Source organism: Clostridium sp. LIBA-8553 (assembly GCF_057782465.1).
This window is the reverse complement of the sequence record NZ_CM173489.1, coordinates 786476-805187: the sequence shown is the minus strand read 5'-3', so window position 1 is coordinate 805187 and position 18712 is coordinate 786476. Positions and strand designations below refer to the sequence as shown.

At 28.9% G+C, this 18712-nt stretch carries 12 protein-coding genes and 1 tRNA gene; 1 reads left to right on the top strand and 12 read right to left on the bottom strand.

Annotated features, from left to right (window positions below; all coding sequences use genetic code 11):
- Nucleotides 1–47: 47 nt before the first annotated feature.
- The 11 genes from aroE to AC2JAQ_RS03300 form a co-directional block, all read right to left on the bottom strand.
- Nucleotides 48–863: a shikimate dehydrogenase gene (gene aroE / locus AC2JAQ_RS03350; protein WP_488457898.1), complete on the bottom strand. Its 816-nt coding sequence runs from the start codon at nucleotides 861–863 to the stop codon at nucleotides 48–50.
- A gap of 703 nt (nucleotides 864–1566) precedes the next feature.
- On the bottom strand, nucleotides 1567–2688 hold the full coding sequence (locus AC2JAQ_RS03345) for a chorismate mutase (RefSeq protein WP_488457897.1): 1122 nt from the start codon (nucleotides 2686–2688) through the stop codon (nucleotides 1567–1569).
- 96 nt (nucleotides 2689–2784) lie between these two features.
- On the bottom strand, nucleotides 2785–3858 hold the full coding sequence (gene aroC / locus AC2JAQ_RS03340) for a chorismate synthase (RefSeq protein ID WP_488457896.1): 1074 nt from the start codon (nucleotides 3856–3858) through the stop codon (nucleotides 2785–2787).
- 207 nt (nucleotides 3859–4065) lie between these two features.
- Entirely contained in the window at nucleotides 4066–5439 is a 1374-nt protein-coding gene (gene aroA, locus AC2JAQ_RS03335; protein ID WP_488457895.1) for a 3-phosphoshikimate 1-carboxyvinyltransferase, read from the bottom strand.
- A gap of 139 nt (nucleotides 5440–5578) precedes the next feature.
- Entirely contained in the window at nucleotides 5579–6631 is a 1053-nt protein-coding gene (gene aroB, locus AC2JAQ_RS03330; RefSeq protein ID WP_488458766.1) for a 3-dehydroquinate synthase, read from the bottom strand.
- Between the two features lie 161 nt (nucleotides 6632–6792).
- Nucleotides 6793–7806 (bottom strand): 3-deoxy-7-phosphoheptulonate synthase, encoded by a 1014-nt coding sequence (gene aroF, locus AC2JAQ_RS03325; protein ID WP_488457894.1) that lies wholly within the window; start codon nucleotides 7804–7806, stop codon nucleotides 6793–6795.
- A gap of 181 nt (nucleotides 7807–7987) precedes the next feature.
- Nucleotides 7988–8119, bottom strand: coding sequence for a hypothetical protein (locus tag AC2JAQ_RS03320; protein ID WP_322504210.1), 132 nt, complete (start codon nucleotides 8117–8119; stop codon nucleotides 7988–7990).
- Between the two features lie 432 nt (nucleotides 8120–8551).
- A complete protein-coding gene (locus AC2JAQ_RS03315; protein ID WP_488457893.1) occupies nucleotides 8552–13609 on the bottom strand; it encodes an endo-alpha-N-acetylgalactosaminidase family protein in 5058 nt (1685 codons plus the stop codon).
- A gap of 636 nt (nucleotides 13610–14245) precedes the next feature.
- Nucleotides 14246–14893, bottom strand: a complete 648-nt coding sequence (gene fsa, locus AC2JAQ_RS03310) for a fructose-6-phosphate aldolase (protein WP_488457892.1) — start codon at nucleotides 14891–14893, stop codon at nucleotides 14246–14248.
- 446 nt (nucleotides 14894–15339) lie between these two features.
- Entirely contained in the window at nucleotides 15340–15882 is a 543-nt protein-coding gene (locus AC2JAQ_RS03305; RefSeq protein ID WP_423240685.1) for an NADH peroxidase, read from the bottom strand.
- Between the two features lie 469 nt (nucleotides 15883–16351).
- On the bottom strand, nucleotides 16352–16714 hold the full coding sequence (locus tag AC2JAQ_RS03300; RefSeq protein ID WP_488457891.1) for a YccF domain-containing protein: 363 nt from the start codon (nucleotides 16712–16714) through the stop codon (nucleotides 16352–16354).
- Nucleotides 16715–17060: 346 nt separating this feature from the next.
- On the opposite strand from AC2JAQ_RS03300, the gene AC2JAQ_RS03295 reads away from it, so the two are divergent.
- A tRNA-Leu gene (locus AC2JAQ_RS03295) sits at nucleotides 17061–17149 on the top strand.
- A 310-nt stretch (nucleotides 17150–17459) separates the two neighbouring features.
- Here AC2JAQ_RS03295 and purD read toward each other — a convergent pair.
- The gene (gene purD / locus AC2JAQ_RS03290) at nucleotides 17460–18710 is read right to left on the bottom strand and encodes a phosphoribosylamine--glycine ligase (protein ID WP_488457890.1); all 1251 of its coding nucleotides are present in this window, start codon (nucleotides 18708–18710) and stop codon (nucleotides 17460–17462) included.
- Nucleotides 18711–18712 lie beyond the last annotated feature (2 nt).

Here is an 18712-nt window from a genome sequence, read left to right as displayed (position 1 = left end):
AAAAATTTTATAATATAAAATATAATATTATCTCTAAATTACTTATTTTAAAATTTACATTTTAAATTCTCATAAATTTCTTCCTCAGTACTCTTATTTACACTTATGCCGTTCCATATTTCTTCAGCCTTAACTCCTTGTCCAACTAACATAAACAAACCATCAACTGTTTTAAGTCCATGTTTTTTTGCAAGCTTTAAAAATTTAGTTTCTAAAGGATTATAGACTATATCTATAGCTACTTTAAAGTTTTTTATCACCTCTTCAGATACTGCTATTGAATCAACATTAGGATACATACCACAAGGAGTAGTATTGATTAAAGTAAATTCTTCTTTAACGTCTTCTAATTCTTCATAGCTCATAACTTGAAGCTTAAATTCCTTAAATTTTTCAATAGCTTTATCTTTATTTCTAGAAAGTAACACTATTTTACTTGCCTTATTATCTTCTAAATATTTCAATATACTTCTAGCAGCCCCACCTGCTCCAAGAACAAAAAAGCTATTTCCCTCAATATTAATTTCTGCTCTCTCTAGCATTTTTCCAAAGCCATAATAATCTGTATTATATCCATATGACTTCCCTTCTTTTATTAATATTGTATTTACTGCTCCTATAGCCTCTGCTTCCTTTGAAATAAAATCTAATTGTTTCATTACAATTTCCTTATAAGGTATTGTAACATTACAACCAGTTACCCCCAAAGTTTTTAAACTTTCTACTATTTTATCTTTGTATTCCTGTTTTACAGAAAAAAGATTATATAGTCCATCTATATTGTTATCTTTAAAAACTTTATTGTGTATATTTGGTGAAAGACTATGTCCTAATTTTTCACCTATTAATCCAAAGACCTTCAAAAAATCACCCCGCGCCATCTATATTTATAGATTATAAAATATAATCCTTACTTATATAACTTAGTCAATATCATAAAAATATAACTAAAAAAAATTCTATCTCTTCATATTTTACCCTATTCATTACTACATAAAACTCCATAATTAATTCATAATTCTATGTTTAACTAGATTTGAAAAACTTACAAATTAATTAACGTTAATTGATCTTTTTACATCCCCTGTCAAAAGATTAATAATAATTTTAAGTTTTATTGTTTAAATATCCAAAACCAAATACACAAGTTCATGTGAGACACTTAGTTACCCTGCTAGGTGTCTTTTTCATTTTACAAATTATTTTAGTGAAAGTACCTAGCTATGTAACTATAAAAATATGTACTAATTCTCCTTATTATGCTTTATATACTTTTAAACTTATAAAACATAATAAAAAAAATAATTTCAATAACAAATAAAAATGCTTTTATTGCAAAATTACTAGTAATTAATATCAATATTAGAGTTATTAATATTAATCCCTTTAAAAATCTAATCAAATTTTTAATTTCCAAATTTAAGACCCTCTTTGTTTTAATAATTATTTAACAATAATTATTATTCTACTCCTTTTTAAACTTTATATATGGTATTTAAAAAAAGTTTATCTTTTATTAAAACAAATGGATGTCATGTAAATTTGACACCCACTATTTACACTATTCTAAAACTCAGCTCTTTTATAACATCCTAAAATTCTGTAGTCACTTATAGAATCTCTTAAATAATTTAGAATATTTTTTATGGATTCATCGTTTATATTTCCATCTATATCAATATAAAATAAATAACTAAAAGTTCCGTCTCCTACAGGCCTAGACTCAATTTTTCTCATATTTACTTTATTTTCTGAGAATATCTTTAACTTATCATAAAGAGATCCAACTTTATTAGGAAGGGAAAAACTTATAGTCATTTTATTGCACAGTTCATTGCTTTCTAACTCTCTACCTACAATTATAAACCTTGTATAGTTTTCCTTGAGATTATTTATTCTCTCCTTTAAAACTTCAAGATTATATATATCCGCAGCTCTTTTACTTCCAATTGCACTTTTACTTTTATCTTCACATTCACTTACATATTTTGCACTTATAGCAGTGTTATAATAAGGTATCTTTTTACATTCCTTTAGCCCTTTTAAGAATTCACTACTTTGCTCAAAGCCTTGTAAATGAGAATATATCTCCTTAATATCATTAAGCTGTGCTCCTTTAATTCCTATTAGGTTATGCTCTATTTTTAAATTTTTTTCTCCAACAATATGAAATCCATATTTATTTAACAAATCATATATATCTGTTATAGAACCAGTTGATGAGTTTTCTATAGGTAACACTCCATAATCTATTCTTTTAAATTTTAAAGCTTCAAAGACATCTTCAAACTCTTCAAAACTAAGAGTTTCATTTTCTTCTCCAAAATACTCAATTAAAGCCTCTTCACTAAAAGAACCTTTTTCTCCTTGAAATCCTATTTTTATTTTATTTCCTTTACTAAGTGGACTCTCCCTCATTCCAATTTTATATTGTTGATACTCTTTGCTTATATCCATTAAGGCATGAAGCATTTCTTCTGCATAAGGCAAAAGTTCTTTATTCTCTACTCTCTTTAGATTTTTCTCTATAACTTGATTTTCTCTATCTTTATGAAAAATAGCCATATTATTTTCTTGCTTGTATTTTGCAACATCTAAAACAACATTCATTCGTTCTTCAAAAAGGTTCATAAGCTCTTTATCTATTGCATCAATTCTATCTCTACACTGAGCTAACTTATCACTCAAAAATTTCACCTCTTTTCTAAAAATTACCATTTTATTATCTAATAACTCTATTTAAAGTTGATTTTGTTTTTTAACTATAACTGCTTAGAACTTAGCCTATTTAATTAATTCTAAAACTGAAAGGGCGGCAATGGCTTCAATAACAACTAAGGCTCTTTGAACTATACATGGGTCATGTCTTCCTGTTACGCTTAAAGTTTCATTCTCCATATTTTTAATATTTATTGTTCTTTGTTCCTTTGAAATTGAAGGAGTTGGTTTTATAACAACCTTAAATATAACTGGCATTCCATTAGAAATACCTCCAGTTATTCCACCATTATTATTTGAATATGTCTTAACTTTTCCATTTTCTATGAAGTATTCATCATTTGCTTCAGAGCCTTTCATATTGGCAAAATCAAACCCTGCTCCAAACTCAATTCCTTTTACTGCCGGAACTGAAAAAGCTAAATGAGCTATGATACTCTCTAAGGAATCAAAAAATGGATTTCCTACTCCAGCATCTAATCCCACTATTCCACACTCAACAATCCCCCCAATAGAATCACCTTCCATTCTATATGAAGTAATTTCTTCTTTAATCTCTTCTATCCTGTTACTATCTATTACTGGAAGTTCTTTATTAAGTAATGTTTCTAAATCTTCTTTGCTCAATCTTAATGGGTCAAAAGAAGAATCCCTTACCTTTCCAACTTGTTTAATATGAGAGCCAATAAAGACTCCCTTTTCTCTAAGTATTTCTTTTGCTAGGGCTCCAGCAAAAACTAAAGGTGCAGTTATTCTTCCTGAGAAATGCCCGCCTCCTCTATAGTCATTGAATCCTTTATATCTAACATACCCTGGAAAATCTGCATGTCCTGGTCTCATAACATCTTTTATTTTGGAATAATCTCTTGATCTCTTATCTGTATTTCTTATTATCATAGAAATAGGAGCTCCAGTAGTCATTCCATTAAATATTCCACTTAATATTTCTGGTTTATCTCCTTCTTTTCTTTGAGTTGACAAACTATTTCTTCCTGGTGCTCTTCTTTCCATGTCTTTTTCTATATTTTCAATGTTAACTTTAATTCCAGGTTCTATTCCATCTATAACTATTCCTATTCCTTCTCCATGAGATTCACCGAATATAGATAACTTTATCTTACTGCCCCAAACTCCACTCATTGGTTTGCTATTAGAGTTCTATCCCCCTAATAACTCCCTCCTTTCAATATATGATATCTTATAATTACATTTCACGTTAATAATAACTTTTTAATTTTATACTTTAATCAAAATTAATTAATGACCATGTTAATTATTATTGATTTTTTAAATAGAACTCATTGTAATATCTCTAAGTTCAACTGCATATAAATTCAAGATAATAAATTAAAAATTTGAATTTTCACTTAATATTCCGCCTAACATCTTAAAATCTTCCCAAAATCCTGGATAAGATTTTTTAACACAATCAGGCTCTTCTATAATAACTTCATCATTGCATCTCGTTGAAGCAATAGCTAAACTCATAGCTATTCTATGGTCTTTATGACTATAAACCACTCCACCACTTAGCTCTTTAACCCCATTTATTATAAGGCCACTTTCTAACTCTCTTATATTTGCTCCTAGCTTATTAAGCTCTGTACAAATTGCATTTAATCTATCACATTCCTTAATTCTAAGCCTTTCTCCATTTAGAACTCTAGTTTCTCCCTCACTTAAAGCTGCAACCACAGTTAAAACTGGAATTATATCTGGACATTGAGAAGCATCGATAACTGTTCCTTTTAAATCTTCTCCAACTATCTTCAACGCTAATTCTTCTAAGTATTCATTATTAGCTTCTTTAGGATTATTATTTATAAACTTTTCTTCTAAACTATACTGCTTATTATGTTTTCTTTCTATAAAATCCTCTTTTAATAAATTGCATCCCATTCTCTCTAGAATTTCAATACACTCTTTGTCCCCTTGATAAGAATTTAGATCTAAATCAAGACATTCAACATTGTTCCCTAAAGCCCCTGCTGAAAAATAGAAAGCAGCCTGAGAATAATCTCCTTCAACTTTATAATCCATAGGTCTGTAATTTTGATTTCCTTTTATTAAAAACTCTTTATAATCTCTATTTTCTATTATTACACCGAACTTCTCTATCATATCTAAAGTTAGATCTATGTACCCTTTAGATTCAAGTTCTGTAGTTATTGTTATCTTTGAATCCTCTTTTAATAAAGGAAGGGTAAATAATAAACCACTTATAAATTGAGAACTTATATTTCCTTTAACCTTAAATTCTCCTCCTTTTAAGGCTCCATCTATCTTTAAATCAAGTTCTCCTTCTTTATAAGAATATTGAACTCCTTGCTCATCAAATATTTCATAATAAGTCTTTAATGGTCTTTTTCCCAAGTTTCCTCTTCCAATAAAATTAACCTTATTATCTTTAATTAAAGATATTGGAACCAAAAATCTTAAAGTTGAACCTGATTCATTACAATCAATAATTTTTTCCTTAGAAGATTTTAAAATATTTTCTCCATTTATAATTAGTTTATCTTTTTCTACTTGAATATCTGCGCCTAAGGCTTTCATCCCTTCCATAGTAGCAATAATATCCTCTGAAAGATCTATATTATTAATAATACTTTCTCCTTTACTTAAAGAGGCACAAATAATAGCTCTATGAGCCATACTCTTTGAAGGAGGTATTTTAACATTCCCATTTAATTTATTAGGAGTTATAATCATCCTTTTCACCTTTACCCACTCCCTACATTTAATTTTAAGTTACATTGTAACCTAGTATTGATTTTAGCCTATGTTTTAAACTAATATTAATTTTTAGCTAGGTCTCAGGAGCTAGCTAAAAATTAATATTCACCTAAAATATAGCTTTTTATTCAAAGAATTCTACAGTTGTGTTATATATATAACTTTCTCCAATATCTTTTAAAAGAATAACATTTAGACTTCCATTTAAGTTCTTCTTATCTAACTTAATAGCCTCTCTTGCTAATCCATTATCTTCAATATTTACCTCAGTTCCTAACCCATATTTTTCTAATAACTTTTCAATTCTTTCAGCTGTTCCTTTTTTAGTAAGTTCCTTTTCCTCTGCAATCTTACTTATCATGTTCATTCCTATGGCAACAGCTTCTCCATGAGAATAAGTTTCATAGTTATAAATTTGCTCTATAGCATGACCTAAAGTATGCCCAAAATTTAAAACCATTCTTTCTCCTAAGTCTTTCTCATCATTTTCAACAACTTCTCTTTTTATATTGCAACATTCATAAATAATATCACCTATATTTTCTTTTAGGTCTTCTTTATTCTCAAAACCTTCTAACTTTTCAAATAGTTCCTTGCTTTTTATACATCCATACTTTATTACTTCTCCAAGTCCATCATTGAAATACTTTTCTGGAAGAGTTCCAAGCATATTAGGATCTATTAATACTAACTTAGGATGATAGAAGCTTCCTACTAAGTTTTTTCCTCTTTCTAAATCAACAGCAACCTTACCACCAACACTAGAATCAACCTGAGCTAGTAGTGATGTAGGTATCTGTATAAAATCAATTCCTCTTAAGAAAGTTGCTGCCACAAATCCAGCTAAATCTCCAACAACTCCGCCACCTAAGGCTATAATTAAATCACTTCTTGTTAGTTTAAAATCTAAAAGTTCATTATATATACCTGGTAATGTGTCAAAAGACTTACTCTTTTCTCCTGGTTTAACAGAAATAATTTTAACTTCTAATCCTTCATTTTCTATATTAGATTTTATATTTTCACCATATATATCATTTAAATTATCATCTGTTATAATTGCTACTTTATTTCCATCAAATACAGTTTTTATGTATTCTCCAAAATAATCTTTTAAATCCTTCTGAATAACTATATCGTAACTTTTTTCATCTAAATTAACTCTTAAAACTTTCATCATTCTCACTCCAAACACTTTAATTTTAAAAGCCAAAGCATTTCTAAATTTTATCCCTTAAATATTAAAATTCTAATACTTTAAAATTCTCAAGTCCTACTAATTATTTATTAACCCTAAATTTAATGGGAGTAAAAACTCCCACTAAATTAAGCACTATTTTATAATTCTCTACCAACAGCATTGGCTATAGCTCTTAAATCATCTAAAAGCTTACCGTATTCTTCTGGTTTAACTGATTGCTGTCCATCACATAACGCATTAGCCGGATCATTATGAACCTCTATTATTAATCCATCAGCTCCAACAGCTATTGCAGCTTTTGATAATGGTTCTACCATCCACGCTTTTCCTGTAGCATGGCTTGGGTCAACAATTACTGGTAAATGACTTAATTTCTTAATAGCAGGTATAGCACTTAAGTCTAAAGTATTTCTTGTGTAAGTCTCAAAGGTTCTAATTCCTCTTTCACAAAGAATTACATTTTCATTTCCACCAGCCATAATGTACTCTGCTGACATTATTAACTCTTCTATTGTTGCCGATAATCCTCTTTTTAAAAGAATAGGCTTATTTGTCTTTCCAAGCTCCTTTAAAAGATCAAAGTTTTGCATATTTCTTGCTCCAACTTGAATAACATCAACATCCTGAATAAACTTTTCTATCATATTAGTTGACATTATTTCTGTAACTATTGGAAGTCCTGTTTTTTCCTTAGCCTTTTTAAGAAGCTCTAATCCTTCAAGTTCTAGTCCTTGGAAACTATATGGTGAAGTTCTTGGTTTAAATGCGCCACCTCTTAAGAAATTTGCCCCTAATTCCTTAACTTCCTTGGCTATCTCTGTAATTTGTTCTTCACTTTCAACAGAACAAGGACCAGCTATTAATGCTATTTTCTTTCCACCAATTTTATTTCCTAAAACATCAATTATTGTGTTATCTGGATGAAATAATCTATTTGCCTTTTTGAAAGGCTCTTGAACATGCATTATTCTTTCTACATTTTTGTTAGCTTCTAATTTAGATGGATCAATTTTACTTGTATCTCCAACTAAACCAACTACACACATTTCTTTTCCAGAAATCCTTTGAGCCTCAACTCCAAGTGATTCAATCTTGTTTATCAATTTTAAAATCTCCTCTTCCTTTGTTCTTGGTTTTAATATAACTATCATAATTCGCCCTCCTTTTTATTTTAACCTTTTTATTTAAAATAGTCTAAATCTAAAAATCCAACTATTTAATAATCTTTTATTATTAAAATTTTGTTATAAAAAAATAGAACCCATTTTTAATGAGTTCTATCCAATAAATTATAATACGATATTCCTATAATATTACTATCTATTAAATTAATTATACAAACCCATTAGTCAAAAGATTATAGTTTTTTTTGCACATAAAATATCCAGCACTAAAATAAAAGCCCCAGCTAGAGTAAAAGCTATAAAATTGTGCTACTAATCCTCTTACTAATAAATTTAGCATAACATCCTCCTAAAGATTTTTTAAACAGTTGTTTCCAAACTTTTTTTAAATTTATTATACACTTTGTAATTTCAAAGTCAATAATATAAACCTTTTTTAAGTTTTAATTTTATGATATGTTGATATAAAAATATAGTTCTATATTTTTAATCAATAAAGAAAATACTTTCATGTAATCAAATACATAATTCTAAAAAATATTCTTTTAAAAATATATTACTCAACTCTAATTAAATTATTCATTTTTAAAATTTATTATATCATCTTAACAAAATATTGAAGCCATTTCTTATAATTAAATATTAAAGTTTTTATTATTAATTTCTATATATTTTTAAATTCATATAATAAAAGATAGTATGAGATTTTTTTAAAAAAACTATCTCATACTATCTCTAAAATTTACTTCAATCTAAAATATTAATCTTTAAATTATCTTTCAGTTCTAATAGTTAATGATTCTTTAGATGAAATCTCTCCATTAGAATACTTAGCAGCAATCTTAAAGTTGTAAATAGTATGTCTGTTTAATTTTTTGAAAGTATATTCAACTTCATCAGCACCTATTTCTGCAACTTTTTTGCCATCTTGATAAAGAATATATCCTTCTAATCCATAAGTTGTTTCTGGAGCTTCCCAAGCCACAGATACAGTCTTTTTATCTTTGTTAGTAATCTCAAAGTTTCTTACAGGATTAACAACAACCTCTTCTTCAACTTGAGGATCTCCCACCTTAACTTTTACTGAATTTGAAGAAACTTTCTTTCCGTCAACAGTAACATCAACTTGAACATTAACAAATCCTTCAGCCACACCAGTCATCATTCCATTTTCAATAGTTAAAGCTTCTGGGTTTGAAATCTTATATTCAACCTCAGCTTCTTCTAAATTAACAGCTGCTCCATTATTCATTAATGCATTAACTGCAAATGGTACACTTTGACCTATTTCTAAATCATGCTCTACTGTATTTAAGTTTACGTTAGCTAATTCAGGAGATTCAATTGAAGAATCTATTTCTTTAACATAAATGTTATCTAAGATTACTTCCTTGAATCCTTGTCCTTTTTCTAATGTGATATAGTAATCTCCATTAAAATCACCAGTTGTAAATTCATGCGTTACAGACTTAGTCTTAGTGAAAATATCTTGTCCATAGTTTGCACCAGTAGCTTCTAAAGGAATACTTACTACTTTTTCACCGTCTCTAGTTTTAATATTCACAGTATATCCTGGAGCTGCATTTTCTAATGAATATAAGAATCCAAATTCATAAGTTTTATTTGGCTCTAATTGGAATGATGAAACGTCTGTAGTTAACATTTCTCCAGTTTCATTTGGTTGTTGGTTAGATTTTAATGAGAATCTTCCATCAAGAACCCAATTCATTCTTTGATTAGCATCTATAGATATATCTTTTTCTGCTAAGTGAGATCTATTTGAGTGACCTCTTCCTGGAGCTAAATAGAATGGTGATATACCTTCATCTACGTTCTCGAAATCTTCATAGAATACATATCCATCTCTATTTGTTTTACCTGGGTGATCCCAAATTCTGAAGTCATCAACTATTACAACAGAGTCAGCAGCACCTTCTGAAGCTTTTAAGTAAACCTCAGCTGAATTTACTCCCTTAGGAACAGTAAACTCTACTTCCATTCTAACGAAAGTATCATCTATATACTTAACACCTTCTCCTTGTCTTGTCTTACCACCACTTGTTATTACGTTAGTTACTTCTTCTCCACCAACATTAACTCCTAGTGTAACTTCTCTATTATTATCATTTTTAACCCAAGCAGATACTGAGTAAGTTGTGCCTTCTTCTAATCCACTTATATTTTGAGAAACCTTAGCGTCAGCACCTTCATTTCCACTTATTTTAAGAACATCATTACCTAATCTCTTTTGAACTTTCTCATTCTCAATAGTAATATGGTCTGTGTTTTCAGAAGTAGACTCTTTATTCCACTTATCAAAAGTTTGTGAATCAAATCCTGGATCAGCTATTTCAGATCCATATCCCCAATCAGTTATTCTTGCCTCCTCAACAGCTTCCTTAGTTACTATATAAGGGGTATCTTGTTTAACCTCTAAAGTAACCTTTCCATCTACAACTGGAACTTCCTTAACTAAAGTTCTTCCTAAATCTGATAACTCATATAAATAAACTTTATCATTAGAAGTCCATCCTTCTGGTAAAGTCCACTCTGAAGTAGTTCCCAATGGATTCCAGTGGTATATTTTTTCACTATTTGCTTCATCAACTGGATTCCATGGTAAGAATAATTGAGTATCTCCTATACCTGTATCTCCAATTGAGCTTTCTGGAGTAGTAGCTACTAATCTATCATTTCTATAGTAGTTTATATTAGTATCTTCTCTAACAGACTTAACTCCATTTTCAAATAATACTTCATTTTCACTCATCTTAATTATTGGGAAGTGCTGTAAATACTTAGTAGGTAATACTTGATTGTAGAATACCTCCGTACCATAAGCTCCTTCTATATCATGTCTAGTTCCCCATCCACCTGATAATAAGTGTTTGTTACCTTTTACTAGTGGATCTGCTAAGAATGAGTCTTGAGTATCATTTTTCATAAATCTCATTATTTTACTTGCATTACCCTTGTTTGGATATGCAGGATCTCCACCCCAATGAGTCCATGGAACATGTTGTTCTAATGGACCATTCATTTCAGTAGCAATCATGATTCCATATTCATTTACCTTTTCTCCTAATTGATGAGCATTCCATCCATTTCCTGTATAAACGTCAACATAAATCCAACCTAAATCTGGTGCATCTTCCATTAACATATCAAGTCTTCTGAATAATTCACCACTCATTATATCTTCTCTTTGATTAACATAATAAGCTTGGTCTAACCATCCCCAACCTGGAGCATTTTCATTAACTAGTTCAGTAGGATATTCAAATGCATCCATAGTATATTCAGTTGCATTTATATGAACACCTATTTGAGCATTATACTTCTTACCTTCATCTATAAGAGTATTAAAGTCTTCCTTACCACCTTGTCTCATACCAATATGTCCGCCATAGTCTGGGTGAGAGTCATCATGACCTTCTCCTTGATATCCTTTATGAAGAACTAATTGACCAAATCCATCTGTGTAGTTAGAAAGTTTCTTAATTGTATCTAATGATCTTAAGAATGGATTTTGAGTGTATCCAATGTTAAAATCAATATATGACATTTGATTCTTTATGTCTTCTCCACCTACTGGAATTTTCATATTTTCTCTATATTGAATAGCACTATCTTGCCAATCAACTTGACCATCTTCATTTTCATCTCTAGCAATTATAACCTCTGACCATGGCATTTCACCTTGATATAACTTACTTCCTTGAGCTGTTTCATCTTGAAGAACTTCTTTATAAGTCCAAGTACCGTTTGAAATTCCAGTTCTCTTATAGTTTGTGTTATCTGGTAAAACATCATTTTCAGTTGTTAAAACAACTCTATTTCCACCTTCAATAGTATTATTATTTATAGTAACAGCAAACTTATCATCATTTATAAATGCATAAGTTTTACCTTTAACTCCTGGTCTTGCTTTAGCAACCTCTGTGAACTCTTCATTAATATTATTCCAGTCTCCTGTAGTTAATACAGATGCAGTTTTACCATTATTTAAACTACTTACTGAAGCTAAACTATGATTTGGGAAGTTTAATGTTTGAAGTTTAACTTCACCCTCTTGAATATCAGTAACTTCCATTCTTAGTTTATTTCCTTCAACAGTCATCTTTAAAGTAATAGTCATTCCTATATCTTCAAAGTTTAATGTATAAATACCTTCATTATTTGCAAATTGACTAGTTACCTTTGGAATAAGTTTTTCACCGTTGACTTCAACTAAGTATTGAGCCTCTAAATCATCTACAGCTGCTCCTGCTAGAACATCCTCAGTTCCCTTCCACTCATATCTAACAACAGTTGGGAATCTATTATCTAGAACAACTTTCATAGAATCTGATTCTATAGTTTGTTCTTCTAATGGACCTACTTGTGGTGCCATTATTCCACCTAATTCTTCAACAACAAGATTATCTAAAGTAACATTTTTATTTCCATACCATCCAGTTAAACCAACTTTTCCTTTTACATCTGGTAAATTAGATACTGCAACCTGACCTATTTTCTCGCCATCAATCCACATAGTAATATTTGTATCTTCTACTTTAAGCTTTATTCTATAAGTTTTTCCTGGCTCTGGTGTAAATGAACCTGGGAATGCTCCATATTTTCCATCTCCAGTTTTCCATACCCAAGAACCAGCATCATAACAAACAGCTCCCCACTCAGTTTCTGATACATATCTAAATAATAATCCTATTCTTCCTCCATCATTACTAACAGAAAAATCTGTTTCATAAGTGAAGTTTTTAACATCTGGTGAATTCATGTCAACAGCTGTAGCTACTCCATTCATAGGAATTTGAACTACTCCGCTCTCATATGTTGGAGTTCCACTTCCCTTTACTAATTGCCAATCTCCTCTTGTTTCCTCTGTTTCAAAATCAGTTTCATAGTATGCTAAATCTGAACTTACAGTTACATTAGCTATTGCTTTTATATCTACACCTTCAACTGTACCTTCAACTTGGAATGTTCCTGGCTTTGAATAGCTTTCTTTAGGTATATAATTCCAAGAAACTTCCTTTATTTTTGACATACCACTATCATAATTTACTGTAACTGTAGACGGTAAATTTGGTTTAAGCCTTGGAGAAGTTTCTACATTTACCTCATTTATAGAAATAGCTGTCCCTGGATCAACAGTTATAGGAGCATATTTTATATAATCAAACTTAGTAGTTTTAGAGTTACCCCATCCTCTATATCCAACTTTACCAGCGTGTAATGGAATTAAATCTGACTCTTTATCATATATAGTTTCAAATTCTCCACCATTTACAGAAACGTTAACAGTTAATTTTTTCTCTACAAAAGTAGCTTTAACTGTTACTTCATCTCCATTATTTAATTTAGGGCCTGAAATATCCTCCCAGCTACTTTTATTTTCTATAACCCAGCCAGTACCTGAATTATAGTTAATCATTCCATAGTTTGACTCAGTTGCTCTGAATATTATTCCAGTTTGTGATCCTCCAACTGTAAATTTACTTTCTAACTCACCATTTTTTATATTAGGTGATTGATCCTCCATAATTCTATAGTCTCCATTATTAGTAACTGATAAAAATCCATCAGTCACCTCAGCACTTCCTGATCCAGCTAATTTTGTCCATGTAATTCCTTCTGGTCTATCATAGTTTTGAATATATGGTTCTACATCTTCATCACTATGAGTTACAGTTTCAACAACTTCATTTTTAATATCATTGCCTGCCTCATTTGCAGGTGTAGCAAGTGCTGAAATTGGTAATTGCCCAATAATAACTGCCATAGCTATTATGGCAGCAATTTTTTTATTCATACATCTTCTACCCATGTTATACTTCCCCCTAATCTTATTTTGCTTCCTGTTAAATGTTTACATTGTAATTTTAACCTTTAGTTACATTTATTAACATGTATATTTTCGACTTTATCATGTATTTTATTTACAAAAATTCTATTTATCATTAAATTATTTTTATAAAATAAAAGAAGAGTTATCCACGATTTAGACAACTCTTCTTTATCTAATAATATACTAATTAAAAATACACTTATACAAACTATACTTGTTACTGAAATTAAAATAGAAATTACTTTTGCTAAAAATATATTGGGAACTATATATATCTCCATATCCAATAGTACTAAATGTTATTATTGTGTAATAACACAAATCAAATTTACCTTGAGCATTTGTAAATGCACTTGGACTTGCACTACCTACTAAACATACCATAAGATATAGATTCAAAATTAGCATAAATAATATTAATATTGATACAACTATTATTCTTCTAAATAAACTTTCTTCTTTTGAACCTTTTACATTAACAAAAAAGGAACTATCTAAAAAAGATAGTTCCTTGTAAAGGGTTAATTATTAACTATAATTAAAATATAGTTTTATAAATTATTAAAAATTATTTATGTGTATTAATTATATTGTATATTCAGAAATTATTTTATATTATTTATTGAAAGCTTTGTTATAATCTTCAATGAATTTCTTCATTCCAGCATCAGTTAAAGGATGTTTTATCATTTGAACTATAACGTTATATGGTATTGTTGCAATATGTGATCCTGCCATAGCTGAGTCTAGAACATGCATTGGATTTCTAACACTTGCAGATATTATTTCAGTATCTATACCATGTAAGCTAAACATTTCAGCTATTTGTGATACAATTTCAATACCTGGATTTCCTATATCATCAAGTCTTCCTAAGAATGGACTTACGAATGATGCTCCTGCTCTAGCTGCTAATAAAGCTTGTAATGGTGAGAATATTAAAGTAACGTTTGTTCTTATTCCTTCATTAGCTAGTATTCTTACAGCTTTTAAACCTTCTTCACACATTGGTATTTTTATAACTATATTTTTATGTAATTTAGCTAAATCTCTTCCTTCCTTAACCATTTCGTCACATTCTAAAGCCATAACTTCAGCACTTATTGGTCCATCAACTATACTACATATTTCTTCAATTACTTCTTTTATATCTCTTCCTTCTTTAGCTATTAATGAAGGATTAGTTGTTACTCCAGCTAAAACCCCTAATTTACTAGCTTTTCTTATTTCTTCTACATTAGCAGTATCAATGAATATTTTCATTTCATATCTCCTTTTCATTACTTTTAAAATATTAATTTAAATTCCACACTTTTATTTAACCGTTTCCACAGATAGATATTAACATTACAAATAAAAACATTCAATATTTTTATTTAAAATTTACATTTTGTTAATTTATTTTTTCTAAATATTATGCTATAATATAATATTTCATAAAACTAATGTATTCTATTACATAATTAGAGTATCCCCTATGTAATCTTTATCATGTAAAGCATATACAAATAATACAATTAATTTTTATAATTTTATTTTGTATTTTTAATAAACTTTTTTAATATATTATTATCATAGTAATTAAAAATATTCTTTATAAATAAATGAAAATTTTATTATGGAATAAAAATTAATTATAGGTTACTTTATTTAATAGACTAAATAAAAAAACCACTTAAGATTAACTCTTAAGTGGTTTTTTATTAATATTATTCAAAATATCTTTTTAATAATCCTTCGAAAGCTCTTCCATGTCTAGCTTCATCTTTACACATTTCATGAACTGTATCATGGATTGCGTCTAAGTTTAATGCTTTAGCTAAAGTAGCTAAGTCTTTTTTACCTTGGCAAGCACCTTGTTCTGCATTTACTCTTGCCATTAAGTTAGCTTTAGTATCAGCTTCTACAACTTCTCCTAACATTTCTGCAAATTTAGCAGCATGTTCAGCTTCTTCGAAAGCTATTCTTTTATATGCTTCAGCAACTTCTGGGAATCCCTCTCTATCAGCTTGTCTTGACATAGCTAAGTACATTCCTACTTCTGTACATTCTCCAGTAAAGTTAGCTTGTAATCCTTCGATTACTCTTTCATCTACGCCTTTAGCAACTCCGATTCTGTGTTCATCAGCAAAAGATAAATCTCCACTTTGTTCTACGAACTTATCAGCACCTACTCCACATACTGGGCATTTTTCTGGAGCTTTTTCTCCTTCATAAACATATCCACATACTGTACAAACAAATTTTTTCATAACATTATTCCTCCTAAATATGTATCCATATAATTTTGTTCCTAGATCATTAAGAAAATTATCTATTTAAATATATTCATAAAGAAAACTATCTATTTAAATATCTTTCTTTATAATCTACGAAATATATTTGTTAATTTTTTCTTAACCTTGTTATTATTATATGATAATTACTTTCTGTTATCAACGTTTTTTAAATAATTTACACTTTTAATAAAAAATAATATTTAATTGTTTTCTTTATATGGTAAATAGTAGTTATAATTATTATTTATAATATAAAAACATTTATATTTTATCATTTTAATTTTCTAATTAATACTTCTAGTTATTTATATCTTAGATTTACAGAAAATAAAAAAGAGAGTTGTTTCAAAACAACTCTCTTTTTTACTTAATAAATTGCATCTTTTTAATTTAATACTATATATAATTGGATTTTAATTTGCATAACTAAAAAAATTCTTTACTACTTTACCGCTTTTCCGAAAGGCATAAGTGATAATTTAGCTAATTTTAGTGATTGTATGGCAAATGGAATTCCAACTATTGTAATTGCAAATAGTGCCGCACTTATTAAATTACCAATTGCTAGAGTAAAGCCTCCAAAAACCAACCATAATATATTTAATAATAAATTACCCGCACCATCATCTACTGTTACTACTTCTTTTCCAAATGGAGCAAATTGTAATCCTGCTAATTTAAAACATTGTAGTCCTACCGGTATTCCTATTATAGTTATACACCACACACATCCCCAGAATAACCATCCTATAGCATTAATCAGACCACCAAATATCATCCAAAGTATATTCCCTAAACAGCTCAATATATATTCTCCTTTCTAAATTTGTTTACTCTATTATATAAAAAGTTCTTCTTTTCGCTAATATTTTTATTTAATAAGTATTTTAAATAAAATACCATCTTTTTTAGATTACTTCAACCATTTAAAGCGATAATCTCAATAATTTAAGAAATATTTACTTAAAAATTTCTTGAATTATATTCTATCCTAACTATGTATAAATAATATGATTATAAATTTAATATTATCCAATTTTATTTTATTAAGCTATTTATTTTAATTAAAGTAATTTTTCTTAGAAAAATTTTTATTTTTTTGTTGACATTTATATTTTATGTGTATATAATAAATATTGTCAACAGGACATGCCGAAGTGGCGGAACTGGCAGACGCACAGGACTTAAAATCCTGCGGTGCTAACACACCGTACCGGTTCGATTCCGGTCTTCGGCACCAAAACTCTTAAACTAAGTTTAAGAGTTTTTTTATTTTTGATAAAACTAATAATAAGTCCAAACACAAAAGCTCTATTAGAGTATTTTTATTAGATATAGATAAACCAAACTAATTTCACTGCTGTTAGATTGTTTAACTATATCTAATATTTTTTTCTAATAAAGCCTTTTTAAATTTAACTATCTATTATTCAATTTAGAAACTTTTATTTCTTATTTAAAACCTAAAAATTCTTTCCCCATTTAATTAAATTATATAAATATATTATAATTTAATATGCAAAAACTAACTATTTATTAATATAATAGACTTATTTTGCAGTACCTATATCAGTTCTAAAGTACATGCCATCAAAATTAATTTTAGCTATATTTTTATATGCATTTTCCTTTGCTTTCTCTAAAGTTTTTCCTTTCCCAACAACTGATAATACTCTTCCACCACTTGTTACTAAAGAATCTCCTTGAATTTTTGCTCCTGCTATAAAGTACTCTCCTTTAATACTTTCCTCAATTCTTATTTCATAACCTTTTTCATAAGCTTCTGGATATCCTTTTGAAGCAAGAACAACATTTACACAATATCCATCGTGCCACTTAACCTCAGTTTGATCTAATTTTTCATCTAAAGCATTTTCTATTATTTCTAATAAATCACTTTCCATTAAAGATAAAACACTTTGAGTTTCTGGATCACCCATTCTAACATTATATTCTAAAAGTTTAGGGCCATCTTCTGTTATCATTATTCCAAAGAAAATTACTCCCTTAAATTCAAATCCTTCTTCTCTTATTCCAATTAAGGTTTTATCTAATATATTCTTATGAAAATCATCTAAAACATCTTCGGTAACATATTTATTAGGGCAAACAACTCCCATTCCCCCTGTATTTTTACCTTTATTACCATCAAATATTTGTTTATGGTCCTTAGCTGATAGGAATGGTAATATTACTTTTCCATCAGTTACTGAAAGTATTGAAGCCTCTACTCCTTGTAAAAATTCCTCTACAACTATTTTCTTTCCAGCTCCATTAAATACATCATCTATCATAAATAAATTTAATGTATCTATTGCCTCTTCCTTATTTTCACAGATTACAACACCTTTACCTGCTGCCAATCCATCTGCTTTTATAACTCTTGGATATTTACAATTTTCTAGATAACTTTTAGCTTCTTCATACTCATAAAAAACTTCATAATCAGCTGTTTTTACACCATATTTTTTCATAAAATCCTTTGAAAAGCTCTTGCTACCTTCAAGCATAGCTCCAGCCTTATCAGGACCAAATATTTTTAGACCTGCTTTCTTAAATGTATCAACTATGCCATTAATAAGTGGCTCTTCTGGCCCAACAATGGTTAAATCAATATTATTAATTTTAGCAAACTCTAAAAGTCCTTCTATATTAGTAATATCTATATTTTTACACTTATCTTCCTTATCAGTACCCCCGTTACCAGGAGCAACATAAATCTTATCTACTCTAGAACTCTTTCCTAATTTCCATGCTAAAGCATGCTCTCTTCCACCTGATCCAACTAAAAGTATCTTCATAA